The 15,379-nt window shown below is 75.5% G+C and carries 12 protein-coding genes; 1 reads left to right on the forward strand and 11 read right to left on the reverse strand.

The window, feature by feature from the left end:
- Positions 1–3 precede the first annotated feature (3 nt).
- From ACZ6TB_RS05240 to ACZ6TB_RS05270, 7 genes are all read right to left on the reverse strand, one after another.
- Positions 4–2,694 (reverse strand): FtsX-like permease family protein, encoded by a 2,691-nt coding sequence (locus ACZ6TB_RS05240; protein WP_465550819.1) that lies wholly within the window; start codon positions 2,692–2,694, stop codon positions 4–6.
- The gene (locus tag ACZ6TB_RS05245; RefSeq protein WP_465550821.1) at positions 2,691–5,837 is read right to left on the reverse strand and encodes an FtsX-like permease family protein; all 3,147 of its coding nucleotides are present in this window, start codon (positions 5,835–5,837) and stop codon (positions 2,691–2,693) included. The genes ACZ6TB_RS05240 and ACZ6TB_RS05245 overlap by 4 nt, the downstream gene beginning before the upstream one ends.
- Entirely contained in the window at positions 5,834–6,493 is a 660-nt protein-coding gene (locus ACZ6TB_RS05250; RefSeq protein ID WP_465550823.1) for an ABC transporter ATP-binding protein, read from the reverse strand. The genes ACZ6TB_RS05245 and ACZ6TB_RS05250 overlap by 4 nt, the downstream gene beginning before the upstream one ends.
- Entirely contained in the window at positions 6,490–7,410 is a 921-nt protein-coding gene (locus ACZ6TB_RS05255; RefSeq protein ID WP_465550825.1) for an ABC transporter ATP-binding protein, read from the reverse strand. The genes ACZ6TB_RS05250 and ACZ6TB_RS05255 overlap by 4 nt, the downstream gene beginning before the upstream one ends.
- Before the next feature lie 53 nt (positions 7,411–7,463).
- Positions 7,464–9,836 carry a hypothetical protein gene (locus tag ACZ6TB_RS05260; protein ID WP_465550827.1) on the reverse strand — a complete coding sequence of 791 codons (2,373 nt, stop codon included), beginning with the start codon at positions 9,834–9,836 and terminating at the stop codon, positions 7,464–7,466.
- Positions 9,833–10,126: a hypothetical protein gene (locus tag ACZ6TB_RS05265; protein ID WP_465550829.1), complete on the reverse strand. Its 294-nt coding sequence runs from the start codon at positions 10,124–10,126 to the stop codon at positions 9,833–9,835. The genes ACZ6TB_RS05260 and ACZ6TB_RS05265 overlap by 4 nt, the downstream gene beginning before the upstream one ends.
- A 242-nt stretch (positions 10,127–10,368) precedes the next feature.
- Positions 10,369–10,671 carry a hypothetical protein gene (locus ACZ6TB_RS05270; protein WP_465550831.1) on the reverse strand — a complete coding sequence of 101 codons (303 nt, stop codon included), beginning with the start codon at positions 10,669–10,671 and terminating at the stop codon, positions 10,369–10,371.
- Positions 10,672–10,770: 99 nt separating this feature from the next.
- Between ACZ6TB_RS05270 and ACZ6TB_RS05275 the strand changes: the two genes are divergently transcribed.
- Entirely contained in the window at positions 10,771–10,965 is a 195-nt protein-coding gene (locus ACZ6TB_RS05275; RefSeq protein ID WP_465550833.1) for a hypothetical protein, read from the forward strand.
- On the opposite strand, the gene ACZ6TB_RS05280 is transcribed toward ACZ6TB_RS05275, so the two are convergent.
- The 4 genes from ACZ6TB_RS05280 to ACZ6TB_RS05295 form a co-directional block, all read right to left on the reverse strand.
- Positions 10,918–11,526, reverse strand: a complete 609-nt coding sequence (locus ACZ6TB_RS05280; RefSeq protein ID WP_465550835.1) for a hypothetical protein — start codon at positions 11,524–11,526, stop codon at positions 10,918–10,920. The genes ACZ6TB_RS05275 and ACZ6TB_RS05280 overlap by 48 nt on opposite strands.
- Before the next feature lie 53 nt (positions 11,527–11,579).
- Positions 11,580–13,148 carry a beta-N-acetylhexosaminidase gene (locus ACZ6TB_RS05285; protein ID WP_465550837.1) on the reverse strand — a complete coding sequence of 523 codons (1,569 nt, stop codon included), beginning with the start codon at positions 13,146–13,148 and terminating at the stop codon, positions 11,580–11,582.
- Positions 13,149–13,211: 63 nt separating this feature from the next.
- Positions 13,212–14,942, reverse strand: coding sequence for a potassium channel family protein (locus tag ACZ6TB_RS05290; protein WP_465550839.1), 1,731 nt, complete (start codon positions 14,940–14,942; stop codon positions 13,212–13,214).
- Positions 14,939–15,325 carry a DUF6394 family protein gene (locus ACZ6TB_RS05295; protein WP_465550841.1) on the reverse strand — a complete coding sequence of 129 codons (387 nt, stop codon included), beginning with the start codon at positions 15,323–15,325 and terminating at the stop codon, positions 14,939–14,941. Before ACZ6TB_RS05295 ends, ACZ6TB_RS05290 begins: the two co-directional genes overlap by 4 nt.
- Positions 15,326–15,379: the final 54 nt, after the last annotated feature.

The raw sequence follows: 15,379 nt of genomic DNA on the forward strand, positions 1-15,379 counted from the left end.
AGTCTAGGTGCCGACGCGCAGGACGTCGCCCAGGCGGCGGCGTTTGCGGACGGCGGCCTCGGCCGCCACGACCGCGATCAGGGTGGCGGCCAGGACGACCACGACGGCGGCCAGGAGCCACCACGGGACGGCCGCGGCCGGGTCGGCGGTCTGACCGGTGAGCGTGCGCAGCGCGAGCGGGCCGAACGTCAGGCGCACCAGCAGCAGGGCCAGCAGCGGGCCGCAGACGGCGGCCACCAGCACCGGGGGCAGCAGCTCGCCGGCCGCGACGCGGTGCGTGTCGCGGGGGCGCAGGCCGAGCGTGCGCAACCGGGCCAGGGTCTCCCAGCGGGCCGGCGCGCTCGCCGCCGCGGCCAGGGCGAAACCGAGCAGGCCCAGCGCCAGCAGGGTGCCGGCCGCGAGCCAGTCGAGGGCGACCAGGCCCGCGTTCAGCGGCGCGGCGCGGCGGTCGTGCAGCACCTCGGCGCGAATCACGGGATGGCCGCCGGCGGCGTTGGCCTTGACCGCGGCCGCGGCGCCGGGGCCGGTCGCCCACACCGTGTTCGGCTCGTACGGGAAGCCGGAGCCGGCGTCGACCAGGACCACGTCGGGAGCGTTGTCGACGACCGGGGCGACGCCGACCGCCCGGAGCTCGATCGGGTCGTCCTCCCCGCGGTAGAGGCGCAGGGTCATCCCGGGGCGCAGGCTGCCGTCGCTGCTGCGGACCAGGGCCGGGATCGGCGTTCCCTTGGCCGGCCAGTCGGGCAGGGCGGCCAGCGGCGTGCCGGCGAGCAGGCGGCGGTAGGCGGCGGAGTCGACGACGACCAGGCCGGGGGTCGCCGCGTTGCTGCCGGCGATGACCCGGACGCCGTCGTTGACCTCGGCGGCGACCGCCCGGGTCACCCCGGGGGCGGCCGCTATCCGGGCGGCGATCTGCGGCGTCGTGGCGGCGGCGCCGAGGCCGGGGGCCACGTCGAGGCGAGCGTCGGCGCCGACCACGCGCCAGGCGCCGTCGGCCATGCCGCGGGAGGTGGTGGCGTCGAGGGTGACGGCGAAGGCGGCCAGCGCGATCGTGGCGGTCAGCACCACCAGCGGCAGCACGCGGGTGGCGGTCGCGGCGGCGCGGGCGGCGCCGAAGACGGCGAGCGGCCGCCGCGAGCGCAGGGCCTGGCGCAGCGCCAGGCCGGTGCCGGCGGGCATCAGGCGGAGCAGCACCAGCGCGCCGGCGACGACGCCGAGGGTGGGGGCGCTGGCCGGCAACGCCGTGTCCCCGCCGGCGACGATGCCGCGCTGGCGCAGGGCGACGACGGCGAGGACGGCGGCGGCCAGGACGGCGACGTCGAGGGCGGCGCGGCGCAGCTGGACGGTGCGCGCGGCCCAGCGGCGGGCGGACCGGTTGGCCGGCGCGCGGCGGTCGCGGGTGGCCCGGGCGGCGGTGACGACGCCGAAGGCGGGACCGGCCAGCACGGCGCACGCGGCGACCGGGGCGGCCCACCACAGGGCGGCGCCGCCGGCCAGCGCGCGGGCCAGCAGCAGGCCGATCGCGGCGGCGGGCAGGGCGACCGCGATCGACTCGATCAGCAGCTCGGCGGCCAGGTCGGCGAGGCCGGCGCCGCGCCGGCGGGCGGCGATCAGGGCCGGGGCGCGGCGGCGGGCCAGCAGGTCGGCGGCGAGCAGCAGGACGAGCGCGGCGCCGGCCAGGACGCCGATCAGCAGGACGGACGCCTGGGCGTACGCGGCGTCGACCTGGCCCCGCACGTCGCGCAGGACGGCGTCGAGCTGGGTGTCCCACTTGAGCGAGCTGTCGCGCGCGCCGGACGTCGCCGAGGTGGCCTTGAGCGTGGCGACGTCGGCGGCCAGCGCCTGGGCCGTCTCCCAGCTGAGCTTGTCGGGGTCGGCGGCGAACCAGACCGTACGCGTGAACTGGTCCTGCAGCAGCGCGAGCCGGCCGTCGGGCAGCGACCGCGCGGAGAGCAGGCCGCCGAGCCGGGTGCTGCCGGCGCCGTCGAGGTCGGCGACCGGCCGCAGCACCCACGGGACCGACTGCCAGGCCGGGTCGTTCGGGTCGACCGGCCGGAAGACGCCGCTGACCAGCACGTTGTACTTGTTGCGCTGGTCGTCCTCGAGCGGGACGTGGTCGCCGGGGCCGAGCTTGAGCGCGGCCGCCTCGGCCTCGGACAGCCCGACCTGCGCCTCCCATTTCGGCCCGTTGAGCGGGATCTCCGGGCTGCCGCTGACGGTGCCGGCCGGGGCCTTGCCGGCGACCCAGGTGACGGCCGGGCCGCCCCTGTCGTTCTGCACGTAGTCGAGCTGGAAGCGCCGCTGGACGCTGCCGTCGGTGACCAGCAGCGAGACGCTGGTGGCGGTGGTGACCGGCGGGCGCAGCGTGTCGCGCAGGGCCGGGTCGAGCGCGGCCACGGCCCGGCCGCGGAAGTCGTCGACGTCGGCGGCGAGGTCCTCGAAGCGGACCCGGCCGCCGGTCGGCCCGTAGTCGTCCTCCCAGCGGGCCTGCACCTGGACGGCGGCGCTCGGGCCGGCCCGGCGGATCGCGTCGCGGGCGGCCCGGTCGGCGGTGGCGCGCATGAGCGGCGGCACGGCGGCGGCGAGCAGGGTGATGACCAGGACGACGCCGGCGACCAGCAGCAGCGGGCCGGCGTCGGCCCGGGCCCGGCCGCGAATGCTCGGCCAATGCAGGGCAGGCAGCCGGCGGATCACGACACCACCCGCAGATGGGCGGCGTCGGCGCGACGGGCCTGCACGGTGACGACGGCGAGGACCGCGAGCGCGGTGCCGGCGACGAGCAGGCCGAGCAGCGCGGCCTCGGTGAGCCAGGGCCAGGCGGCGGCCGCGGCCGGGACCGGGGCGGCGCCGGTGTCGGAGCGGATCAGCAGCGGCGCGACGACCCAGGTCGCGAGCGCGCCGGCGAGGGCGCCGGTGACGATCAGCGGCAGCAGCACGGCCGCGTGCTCGCCGAGCAGGGCGGTGCGGATGTCGCGGCGGGACATGCCGAGGCCGCGCAGCCGGGCCACCTCGAGGGCGCGCAGCTGCACGTCGCAGGCCACGTGCAGGACGACGCCGCCGAGCAGCAGCAGGACGGCGGCGGCCACGAGCACCCGCAGCACGGCGGGGAGCGAGGCGCGCAGCGGGCTTCCGGTGAGGCGGGCGGTCTCGGCCGTACGGGTGACGGACTTGCCGAGGTGCAGCCCGGCGACCTTTTCGGCGGCGCCGGCCCGCGGGCCGCCCACCCACCAGCCGGTGACCGGCGATTCGAGGTCGCCGTGCAGCACCAGCGAGCGGGACAGCCAGTCCACATCGGACAGCGCCGCGGCCGCGCCGGGCTGGGACGGGATCGCCGGCACGACCCGTTTGATCACGGCGGCGATCGGGACGGTGCCGAAGCTGACGCTGATCTGGTCGCCGCGCTTGGCGCTCACGTCGCCGGCGAACCGGGCCGAGACGACGACCGGAACCGGACCCGGGTCCGGGAACGAGGTGGCGACCAGAACCCGGCTGGAGTCGGCCGGGTCGGCGAACTGCACGGCCGCGGCAAAGGTGAGCCGGTTCCCGGCGGCGGTTGCGGTCGCGCCGTTGAGCTGGGCGGACTCGGGCGAGGCGGAGCGCGCGGTCCAGGTCGCCGCGGCCGGGCCGGGCAGGGTCATGGTGACCGTGATCTGGCTGGTCGTCACCTCCCAGGAGTCGGAGGTGACCGGCAGCGCCACGCCGATCAGGCGCAGGCCGCCGGCGGGCACGCAGCCGGGCACGGCATGGGACCGGCCGTCGAGCAGGATCGGCGGCCCGCCGCACGCGGTGCGCAGCCCGGTCTCGTCCTGCAGCAGCAGGCGCGGGGTCACGACGATCGGAGCCGACCCGGTGGCGGTGCCGGAGATGGTCGGCGTGGCGCCCTTGGCCAGCGCCGGGCCGGTCACCGTGCCGGCCGGGGCGAGGCCGTCGGCGACGTGGTCGGCGCCGCGCCCGCGGAGCAGGCCGGCGGCGTGCCGGGTGTCGACGGCGACCAGTTGCGGCGCCGCGCCCGAGCCGCCGAGCCACTGGCCGACGGCGATGCTCTGGGTCACCGCCGGGCTGATCGTGCCGCCGGCGAGGGCGTGGATCGCGGCGCTCTGGCCGGTGGCCGGCGGCGCGTCCAGGGTGAGCGCGAGGTCGGTGCCGACGGCGAGGTCGGCCTGGTCGTGCTGGGAGACGTTCCAGGTGGCGGCGAACGCGGTGCCGAACGTGGCGGCGGCGCAGGCGAGGCCGATCAGCAGCCCGGCCGCGTACGCCTGGGGGCGGCGGGCGGCCTGGAACGCGGCGAGCGGGAGCACGAGCCCGCGGGCCCGGCCGGCCAGCCGCTCGGCCCGGCGCAGCGCGGGCGGCAGCAGGCGCAGCGAGAGCGCGGTGCCGGCGGCCAGCAGCAGGGCGGGGGCGAGCACGCGGACGACGTCGGCCCGGGTGCCGGCGGCCGCGGGCTGGGACTCGAGCTGCCACCAGCCGACCCCGGCCAGGGCGAGCAGCAGCAGGTCGGCGCCGGAGCGGGCGAGCATCTCCCGGCGGCCGTGCCGGTCGCCGCCCGCGGTGGCGGGCCGCACGGCGAGGCCGATGTGCAGCAGCGCGAGGGCCAGGGCGCCGCCGGCGACGGCCAGCACCTGGGCCGGGCTGACGGCGGGGCGGGTGGCGAGCCCGGCGGTGGACAGCGGCGGCAGGTGGGTGAGGGCGGCGTGCAGGGCGGACGAGGCCGGGATGGCGAACGCGGTGGCGAGCACGGCCAGGATGGCGGCCTCGACGGCGGAGACCAGCGCGAACTGGCCGCGGCTGGTGCCGAGCGCGGCGAACAGGGCGCTCTCCTCGGCCCGGACGCCGGTGGTGAGCCGCCCGGCGAGGGCGAGGGCGATCGCCGTGAGCAGGATGCCGATCAAGGCGAGCGCGAGCACCGAGCCGGCCGTGAGCTCCTGCTGGCTGCGGGCGCCGAGCAGGGTCCGCGGCAGCGCCGACGAGACGCGCTCGATGCGCACCCGGTCGCCGAGCGTGCCCTCGAGCCGGCGGTCGGCGGCGAGGATCGAGCCGGTGAGCCGATCGAGGCCGGGGCCGGTCGGCGCGGACAGGTCGGGGTGGGCGGTGACCTCGAGGCGGTCGAGGGCGGATCCGCTGGCCAGCAGGTCGCCGAGGGTGACGAGCATCGGCCCGTACGCGTTGACGTCGGCGGCATAGGCGGCGTCCTCGGGATCGGGGTCGAACCCGGCTCCGCCCAGCGTGTCCCGGTCCCAGCCGGTGTCCGGCAGTGGGTGCACGATGCCGACGACGGTGGCGTCGAGCGGCCCGGCCGGATCGCGCCCGATCTCGGGGCCGAGGTGCACCCGGCTGCCGACCTTCAGCCCGAGCAGGCGGGCCGTGTTGTCGAAGAGGGCGGCCTCCAGCGGCGCACCGGGCCGGGCGCCGTCGGCGGCGGATCGGGGCCAGCGCCCGCCGACCAGGGTGGCCTGCGACTGGAGGCCGTCGACGCCGGAGAGGTACATCTCGCTGAGCAGGCCGCGGTCCTCGTCGCTGGCCGCCGGCAGCCTGCGCATCACCGAGGACGCGCGGGTGGAGGTGGTCGCGGGGAAGGGCGCGATCGAGGACGTCAGCAGCGTACGGGTATCGGCCGCCACCGACCGCGCGTCGGCCGCCGAGATGGTCACCGTGTAGGCCGTGATCTCGACGTCGTCGGGCTCGGCCCGGGACGCCGCCACCTCGACCGCCCGCTCGGACGTGCGGGTCACCAGCAGTGCGCAGGTGCCGAGCAGGGTGGCGCCCAGGGTGAGGACGGCGAGCAGCGAGACCAGCAGCGGCCATTGCGCCCGGGCCCGCCGCGTGAGCAGCGCGATCACGTGGTCAGCTGTCCGTCGGCGATGTGCACGACCCGGTCGGCGAGCGCCATCATCACCGGGTCGTGGGTGGAGACGAGCGCCGTGACGCCCTCGGACTCGACGACGCCGCGCAGCAGGGCCATCACCGCGAGGCCGGTCTCGGCGTCGAGCTGGCCGGTCGGCTCGTCGGCGATGAGCAGCCGGGGCGAGGCGGCGAGCGCGCGGGCGATGGCCACCCGCTGCTGCTGGCCGCCGGAGAGCTCGCCGGGGCGCTGCCGGGCGTGGTCGGCCAGGCCCACCAGCTCCAGCAGCAGCTCGACGCGGCGTTCCCGCTCGGCCCGCTCGGCGCGGGCCAGGCGCAGTGGCACGCCGACGTTCTCGGCCGCGGACAGCACCGGGATGAGGCCGAAGGTCTGGAAGACGTACGAGACCTTCTCGCGCCGCAGCCGGGACAGGCCGTCCTCGTCGAGGGCCGTGACGTCGACGCCGTCGACGGTAACCGTGCCGCTGTCCGGGCGGTCGAGGCCGCCGATCACGTTGAGCAGGGTGGTCTTGCCCGAGCCGGAGCGGCCGACGAGCGCGACCATCGTGCCCGGCTCGACCTCGAAGGAGATGTCGCGCAGCGCGTGGACCTCGCCGAAGCTGCGGTGCACGCCGGCGACGCTCAGAATCGTCATGCGTCCGGCCTGATCGTCACGTGGTCGGGCTCGAGCGCCAGCCGCACCCGGCGGGTCAGGTTCAGCGCCTCGCGGTAGTCGCGCGGCACCTGCACCCGACCGGCCCGGTCCATCACCGCGTACTCCTCGGCGATGACGTGCTCGCCGCCGTCATCGGCGGTCGCCGTGCGGCGCAGCACCTCGCTGCTGGTGCGCCCGTCGCGGATCGCCACCGTGCGCTCGACCTGGCCGCTGACCCCGGAGTCGTGGGTGACGACCACGACGGTGACGCCGAGATCGCGGTTGACGTCGCGCAGCGCCCCGAACACCTCGGCCGAGGTGGCCGTGTCGAGCTCGCCGGTCGGCTCGTCGGCGAGCAGCACGCGCGGCTCGTTGGCCAGCGACACGGCGATGGCGACCCGCTGCTGCTGGCCGCCGGAGAGCTGGCCGGGCCGCCGGTCGGCGAAGTCGGCGACGCCGAGCGCGCCGAGCAGCTCCATGCTGCGCGCCCGGCGGGTGCGGGCCGGGACGCGGGCGGCGGTCATCGGCAGGTCGACCATCTGCCGGGCGGTCAGGTAGGGCACCAGGTTGCTCGCGGTCTGCTGCCGGACGAAGCCGACCGTCTGCCGCCGGTAGCGGACCCGGTCGGCGCGGGACATGCCCAGCAGGTCCCACTTGTCGACGCGCGCCCGCCCGGCGGTCGGCGCGTCGATCCCGGCGAGGATCGACAGCAGCGTCGACTTGCCCGACCCGGACGCGCCGACGACGGCGACCATCTCGCCGCTCTCCACGATGAGGTCGAGCCCCTGCAGCGCCTGCACCTCGATCGGCCCGGTCTGGTAGATCCGGACCAGGCTCTCGCAGACGATGAGCGCGTCGGCGCCGAACTCGGGGGCGCGGGGCGGCGGGGTCGGAAGAGACAGCGGTGCGCTGGACATTGCCCTCCTCCGGCCGGTGCGGGGCCCCACCCTACAACGCGATCTCCAATACGTCAGACCCTCTCGGCGCTGCCCAGGCCGTACCGCTCGCGGATCCAGTCGGCGGCCGGATGCCGGGTGACGGTGAGGACAACTTCGAGCGGCAGGTACGACAGGGTCAGCCCACCGGCCGAGCGCAGGGTCGCCTGGGCCTCGTGCCAGCGGCGCCGGATGCTCTCCTCGAAGGCCGGTGTGCACAGGGCGACGGCCACCTCGTCGTACGTGCGCCGGGAGCGCAACGCCTCACCCAGCGCGAGCGCCCGCATCGGCTCGTTGCTGCGGCGGAAGGGGCAGCCGCCGTCGGGCGTCCACCAGCCGCTGGCCAGCGGCGGCCCGGCGAGGTCGAGCAGCCGGGGATAGTCGATGCTCTCCCGGCGCAGCAGGTCGCACGCGTCGTGGTCGCCGCCGAACGGGGCGTTGGTGCGGCAGGCGTCCCGGCGCCGGTTGGCCGGATCGGGGTGGCCCGGGCAGCGGCCGAGCTCCTCCTCGGTGAGCCGGACCAGCAGCAGCGCGGCGACCCGGCGGCCGTCCGCGGTCTCGCCGGCGAGCAGCACGTCGATCCCGGTGGTCGCGAAGCCCTCGGCGCGGAAGCCGAACACCGGCAGGTCGGCCCGATCCACCGGCAGGGCGAGGCTTTCGCAGACCCGGGCCGCACCCTCGGCGCCGACCGGCGCGAAGACGTTCATGGCGAACGACTGGGCGCTGGTGACGATCTGGAACCCGTCGCTGATGCCGTCGTGCTCCTCGGTGGCGGCGTAGGCGTTCCAGGCCGGCGGCAGCAGCGCCCGCATCGGGTCGAGCCAGAGGTCGTGCTCGGCGCCGGCCTCGGCCGCGACCTCGGCGATGCGCCGGGCCCGGCGGTGGCCCGAGCGGGGCGGGGCCGGGCGCGGACCGTCGGTCGGCGCGTCGCAGACCGGCTGGATCTCGGGCCGGCCCTCGGCGGCGCGGTGCGGCAGCCGGAGCTGGACCGGTCCGAGGTCGAGCGCCTCGATCAGGGCCGGCGCGGTCGGGTGCAGCGGGCCGCCGGCGACGATGCGGTGGGCGAGGTAGAAGCCGGCGTCGGGGACGATCGCCTCGAGCTCGGTCACGACCGACTCGGCCCACACCATCTGGTCGAGCGCCTCCAGCAACGCGTCCGGGCTGGGCTTGGTGAGGGCCACGATGTGGGCGGGCATCGCCTGGGCGGCGAAGACGGCGGTGGCCGGGCCGGTACGCGTCCGCCGGCGCACCCGGATGAGATCGGCGCCCCAGCCGTCCGCCGCCAGCAGCGCCTCCTGCGCGCCCAGCCACGGCGTCTCGGACGGCAGCACGAACCAGCTCTGGGCGCGATATTCGGTGTAGACCTCGGTGCGGGCCGGCAGGGGCGCGGGCGTCACGCGGCAGCCGTCGTGCAGCCAGACGCGGACCCGGACGCTCAGGCACGGCGCCCGCCGCATCGTCGGGCCTTCCCGGCCCTCCGGCAGGATCAGCGCCACGTCGCGGTCGCCGGCGAGCCCGATCCCGTACGCGAGGGCGGCGTCGGCGGCCGATCGACCGGCGCCCAGGCTCGCCACCACGACCAGGTCGTCGCCGTTCGCGAAGAAGGTCAGCCCGTCCGGCGTCTCGAGGTCCGGCTCGAACCGGGCGGTGGGCAGCCCCGCCCGCTGGGCCAGCCGGGCGTCGGGCGCGACGTCGCCGAGCCCCTCCACCATCGCCGCGAGCTCGCCCGGGCCGGCGCCGGCCCCGTGCGCGGCGGCCAGGTCGACCACGGTGTCGCCGCGATAGGCGAGGCCGGCCGGGCTGAGCGCACACCAGGCGGTGCGGGTGCGGACCATCACCCAGCTCGCCGTCCGCTCCAGGTCGTGCTCCACGTCGTACGCGAGGCTGACGTGCTGGACCACATCCGCCCAGCTCATCACCCCGATCGTCCGGATCGTCGCGCCCGGCTCGTTGTCGGCCGTCCGCAGCCGCAACCCGACCCGCCACATCAGCGGAAACAGCGCGTCGGCGCGGCGGTGGAGGCAGTCGTCGTGCTCGCCGGCCTCGATGTCGAGCCAGCTCTCCACCCGGTCGGCCCACTCGGCCCAGCCGTAGCCGTCCGGGTAGCGCCGCCCGCCGTCGGAGTAGATGTCGTCGTAGAGCGCGGCCAGCTCGTTGTCGGCGCCGAGATGAACCTTGCCGCCCAGCCGCCCGAGGTCGCGGGCCGGATGCGCGCAGTCGCCGGTCACCACCGCGATCTCGTCCTCGGTCGCCGGCCGCGGCATCAGCCCCCACCGGCGGTAGTGGCGATCGGTCAGCTCCTCGGTCAGCCGCCAGCGCCGCCAGGCCAGAACCTCGGGCAGCTCGCTGTCCCGCCGAAGCAGCCCGCCGGCGTCCTCGGTGCGGCGCCGCCAGAAGAGGTCGCTCACGACATCACCGCCAGGCTCCCCCGCGCTGCCACGGCCCCCGCGCGCGGGCCGGTGCAATGCCCGGCCGCCGGCTCGGCCAGTTGCTCGCCGCCGGACCGCGGCAGCACCCTGACCTCGTCGTCGCGGACCCCGCCGGCCAGGGCCGCGACGGCCCCGCCGAAGCGCCGGATCCGGTCCGGTGTGACCACCCCGTTCACGACCGCCTCCCGCTCCCCCGCCTTGCTCGGTGCCTCGTGCAACCCGGATCGGGCACCCCGGTCGCTCCGCTCGGCCCGACGGAGAAGCAGCATCGAGCCCAGCGTCGGCGACGAAAGGTGCAGGAGCGCCGGAACGCCCGTTTCCACCGTGCGCGCCCGGCGCCCGTCTTACGCTGCAGGGATGCCGGGCGATCGCTCATCCCGGCGCGCTGGGCGGCGCAAAGCGGGCGGAGCGCGGCGCGGGTGAAATGCGGCGCAGAGCGGACACGGCGCGGCGCGGCGCGGGCGGGTCAGGCGCGGCGCGGGGTGCGTCAGGCGCGGCGCAGGGCGGGCGCCTAGCTGCCGGCCATCCGGATCAGGGCGTTGCCGCCCAGCAGCAGCACGTCGGCGGCGGCGATCAGGGCCATGCTCAGGTGCAGGCGGTGGGTGGCGACCTCGGGATCTTCGCCGGTCATGCCGCGGGCCGCGTAGACGATGCCGGCCAGCACCAGCGGGATGCCACCGATCAGCAGGAAACCGACCGCGCCGGGGGTGTGGCCGCCGGTGACCAGCAGCGTCACCATGACGACCGGCAGGATGCCGAAGAAGACCACGGCGAGACCGGCCCACCAGCGCAGTGGCCGCAGCGCCTCCGGCATGGGTCCTCCCTCTCGTCGGTGTCCGATCGTAACGGCCCGCCACGCGAGTGAATCCGGCCGGGGCGCATGGACGGCGACAATCCCGGGTAAACCACGGCTATGATCCCCAACCTGATTCGCCGGTTCGTCATCATGGCCATCGTCGTGCCGCTGGGCGCGGTCGGTGCTCGGAAGCTCAGTGAGACCATCGAAGCGCGGCGCGGGCCCAGCCGCGGCACCCGCCTGCTGCGGCAGGGCGCGGACGCCCTACAGGGCTTCCGGCGGCCCAAGAAGCGCCGCTTCTCGTTCCGGTGACGGTGACGCTGAAGCGGAAGACGTCGGCCGGGACCGGCGCCGGGATCGCCCAGCGCGAATCAGCCAGGCGATCCCGGTGAACACGGTGACGATCTCGATGAGCGGGACCCGGTCGGCCGGGTAGAACGACAGGCAGACCAGGCCGGCCATGCTCGCCCACGCCCAGGCGCTCACCGCGAACGGCACCCGCAGGGCGATCACGAACAGCAGCACCATCTGGGCGGCGAGGATCGCCGGATGCCAGGAGAACGGCGTGCGGTGATGGGTCTGCACCAGGACGCCGGTCGCGACCGAGGCGAGCCACAGCGCCCGCCAGGCCAGCAGCGGCCGGGTCACGGCCAGCACCATCGGGACGCCGAGAGCCGCGCCGCCGGCCGCGCAGACCAGCACCGGCAGGCCCGACTTGCGCTCGAGATAGGTGGTCGCACCGTAGGCCAGGTAGAGCGCGGCCGCGGTGGCCAGGGCGGTCGCCACGTGCTCGCGGCGACCGCCGGGGCGGGGCGGGTCGGCGCCGATCAGGAACGCCGACCCGGAGCTGAGAAACCTCTTCACCAATGTCATGGCGCGGAGCGTAGGTACGGGGTACGGCCCGCGTCGTCATACCGCAGAGCCAACTACCGCCCCCTACCCAGGGACCAGTCGACCTGCGGCGAACGGTAGAAGTCGACGCCCTGCGCGACCCAGCGCGGACCGTAGGCGCCGATCCGGGCCCGGAACGAATCCCAATTACGCGACGGCGACCAGCCCAGCTCGGCGATGGCCGCGAGCCGCGGGAACGCCATGAACTCGATGTCGTCCAGGTCGCGCAGCGTCTCCGACCAGAGCGGCGCCTCGACGCCGATGACGGCGCTCGCCGGCAGATCGGTCAGCCGCGTGGCGGGATCCCAGTCGTACGCCGTCCGCACCTCGATGAATCCCGCCCAGTCCAGCCCGAGCGGGGTGTTCTCGTCGTACTTCTGATCGAGGTACGCGAGATTGGCCGGCGACATGACCACCTTGGTGCCCCGCCCGGCGGCCGCGGCCAGGGTCGCGTTCGAGGTGTCCAGACCCCAGTACTGGGCGACCGCGTGGTCGGCCGCCGGCGCCGCGGCGATCTCGTTCCAGCCGTACGCCGTCTTGCCGTACTTCCTCACCAGCGGGAGCACCCGCTGCTCGAACGTCAGGTAGTCGGCGACCGGCGTGGCGTGCGCCTCGTCCCCGCCGATGTGCAGGTAGGGCCCGGGCGTCATGGCCGCCAGCTCGCGGATCACGTCCTCGACGAAGCGGTACGTGACCTCCTTGCCGATGCACAGCGAGCTGTACCCGACCTCGGTGTCCGTCCGCGGCGGCGGCGCCACCCCGTCGCAGGTCAGCTCGGGGTACGCGACCTGGGCCGCGTTGACGTGACCGGGCATGTCGATCTCGGGCACGATCGTCACGTACCGGTCGGCGGCATAGCGCACCAGCGACCGGTAGTCGGCCTTGGTGAGGTAGCCCCCGCCCACGCCGTCGACCCCGGTCCCGGGCGCCCCGCCGATCTCGGTGAGCCGCGGCCACGAGTCGATCTGGATGCGCCAGCCCTGGTCGTCGGCGAGATGCAGATGCAGGTAGTTGACCTTGAAACGGCTGATCTCGTCGATGTACGCCTTGATCTCCGGCACCGTGTGGAAGTGGCGCGCCTCGTCGAGCATCGCCCCGCGATAGCCGAACCGCGGATGGTCGACGATCTCCCCGCCCGCGACCGCCCACCGGGCGTGCCGGACGGTGGCCGAGTCGATGGCCGCCGGCAGCAGCTGCCGCAGTGTCTGGACGCCGGCGAAGAGCCCGGCGTTCGTGCCCGCCGCGATCCGCACGCCCGCGGGCCCGGACGTGAGCCGGTAGCCGTCCGCAGCAGGCGAGCCGGAGTGGCCGGTCACCAGGGAGATCACGGGCACCCGGCCGGGTGCGTGGCCGACCACCGGCAGCGGGTATCCGGTAGCCGGGCGCAGCGCCTCGGCGAGCCGGTCGGCCACGTTCCGCGCCGACGGGGGCGCCTCGATGACGGTGCGGGAGGTGAGCTGGAACGCAGGTCCGTGCTGGTGCGCCTCGACCGGCGCGGGCACGACGCTACCGAGCGCCACCGCGGCGGGCGCGGCCCCGGCCGGAGCCGGGGCGCCCGCGAACGGCAGCGCGACCACGAGAAGAGCGGCGATGGGTAGGCGCATCCCCCGACCGTACATACAGGCTTCTCGATCTGTGAAGACTCTTGTCAGTCTCGGTGCGGCATCTCAGTCTCGGTGCGGCATCCGGCGGGTCACCCGCTGCCACAGCCAGCCGGCCGGCACGGTCCGGTCGTAGAGCACGTACTCGCTGACCGCCCGGTTCGTGGTGGTGTCCATCAGCGCCCGCCGCGCCGCCGGATGACCGGCGAACAGAAGCTGGTCGCCCTCCTCGAGCGTCGTGTCGTCCTCGGGGCCGAGCATGGCCTCGTCCCCGCGCAGGAGCAGCAGCGGCACCGCGGCCAGCGTGCGGTCGCGGTCCTGCGGCCGGCGCAGCAGGTCGCCCAGGCGGGCGTCGCCGCGGCGCAGCCACGGGCCGAGCGCCGGCGTCTCGGCGTCGGTCAGGGTGATCTTCCAGACGTCGCCGAGGCGGCTGCCGCAGTGCGCCTCGAGACGCTCGAGCAGCCCGGCCGCCCAGTCGTTGCCGCGGGCCGGCATCTCCTGCAGGAACCGCCACAGCAGCGGCGTGCTCAGCTGGGCGTAGATCTCGCGGGCCACGACCTCGGCCGGCACCAGCACCCAGTCGGCGGCGACGGCGGCGAACAGCGGCGCGCTGGCCGGCCGGTTCTGCCGCGCGGCGATGAACAGGTCGGGATTGAGCCGGCGGGCGGCGGCGATCAGCGAGAGGTTGGTGGTGTCGTTGTCGGTCCCGGCCACGAAGCCGACGGCCTCCTCCGGCCGCGTCTGCCGCAGCACGTCGGGGTCGGAGGCGTCACCCACGAAGCCGGCTCGCTCGCGCAGGTCGACGACGGTCACCTCGAGTCCGTCGGCGCGCAGATCCTCGACGACCTTCTGGCCGAACCGGCCGTAGCCGCAGACCACCCAGCGCCCCGGTTCCGGTGGGCGGCCGGGCGGCGGCAGCTCGGCGCCCGGGCCGCCGGCCAGCCAGGACATCAGCTGGTACGCGGCCGGGGCGTGCAGGGCCAGCCGGACGTGATCGCCGAACCGGTCGAACGGGTTGACCACCGCCGGCGAGCCGAACGCCCGCATCCGGTGCTCGACCGCCGGCGACAGCGTGCGGGCGACGACCGGCACCTCCGGGCGGATCAGCGCGGCCGTCATGGCCACCACCAGGTTGACCTCGTCGTCGTCGGTGAGCGCGAGCACCCCCACGCACCGCGGATGCTCGAGGCCGGCCAGGTGCAGCGTGCGCGGGTCGGCGGCGTCACCGACCAGACCCGGCACGTCGGCGTGATAGGAGTCGATGTCCAGCGCGTCGACCCGTTCCGCGGACAGATCCAGCACCACCATGCGGCGGCCGAGCGCGTCGAGCGCCCGGCCGAGGATCTGCCCGGTCTGCCCATAGCCGGCCAGCAGCAGGAACGGCTCCCGCAGCCGGTTCACCGTGCGGGTGAACCGGCGCAGCGCGATCGCCTGCCGGAAGGTGCGATCCTGCAACAAGGTCAAGAGCGAGCCGATCGCGTACGCCCACCCGACCACCGTGAGATAGATGGTCGCCATGACCCACAGTCGCTGAGCGCCGGTGAACGGCTGCGGAATCTCCCCGTAGCCGATCGTCGTCGCGGTGTAGCTCATGAAGTAGAACGCGTCGAAGAACCCCATCCGGGCCGGATGGCCGGCCGCGTCCCGCCCCGGAACCAGCGTGAGCCCGAGCACACTGACCGCGAAGATGACGATCAGCACGATGAGCGGCGCCCGCATCCGCCGCAGGATCAGGAAGATCGTCGGTGACCGCTCGGCGTAGCGCGCCGCGAACCGGCGCCGCGGGCGGGACGTCATCGGCGGTGGAACGTGGTGGTCTCGATCACCAGCAGGACGACCGAGACGAGGTTGGCCAGCAGCGCGCCGCCGGACAGCGACACCACGCCGGCGATCGCCTCGCCGTCGAGCCCGACCGAGGAGATCTGCGTCGCATAGGCCCACACCACCGCGGCCGCGATCAGCTGGAGGTCGGCCACCAGGCTGGTGGCCAGGTGCACGGCGCCGATCTGGGTGCGGTCGCCGAACTTGAGCACGGTCGCGATCAGGCTCACCACCACGGCCGCGAACAGCTCGTACACGTTGTGCAGCGCCGGGTCGGACAGGTCGCCGATGAAGAACCCGAAGTTCAGCGTGGCCGCCAGCAGCACGAAGAACCCGAAGACCACCTTTTCCAGACTCATGCGTTCACCTCGCCGCTCACGCTATCGGGACGGCCGTCCGGCCGCTCAGGGAAG

Source organism: Actinoplanes sp. NPDC051537 (assembly GCF_055586105.1).

Coding starts and splice junctions, on each gene's coding strand:
- ACZ6TB_RS05250 (WP_465550823.1), bottom strand. CDS start 6,493: ATGACGATTCTGAGCGTCGCCGGCGTGCACCGCAGCTTCGGCGAGGTC.
- ACZ6TB_RS05255 (WP_465550825.1), bottom strand. CDS start 7,410: ATGTCCAGCGCACCGCTGTCTCTTCCGACCCCGCCGCCCCGCGCCCCC.
- ACZ6TB_RS05265 (WP_465550829.1), bottom strand. CDS start 10,126: ATGCTGCTTCTCCGTCGGGCCGAGCGGAGCGACCGGGGTGCCCGATCC.
- ACZ6TB_RS05270 (WP_465550831.1), bottom strand. CDS start 10,671: ATGCCGGAGGCGCTGCGGCCACTGCGCTGGTGGGCCGGTCTCGCCGTG.
- ACZ6TB_RS05275 (WP_465550833.1), top strand. CDS start 10,771: ATGATCCCCAACCTGATTCGCCGGTTCGTCATCATGGCCATCGTCGTG.
- ACZ6TB_RS05280 (WP_465550835.1), bottom strand. CDS start 11,526: ATGACATTGGTGAAGAGGTTTCTCAGCTCCGGGTCGGCGTTCCTGATC.
- ACZ6TB_RS05285 (WP_465550837.1), bottom strand. CDS start 13,148: ATGCGCCTACCCATCGCCGCTCTTCTCGTGGTCGCGCTGCCGTTCGCG.
- ACZ6TB_RS05290 (WP_465550839.1), bottom strand. CDS start 14,942: ATGACGTCCCGCCCGCGGCGCCGGTTCGCGGCGCGCTACGCCGAGCGG.
- ACZ6TB_RS05295 (WP_465550841.1), bottom strand. CDS start 15,325: ATGAGTCTGGAAAAGGTGGTCTTCGGGTTCTTCGTGCTGCTGGCGGCC.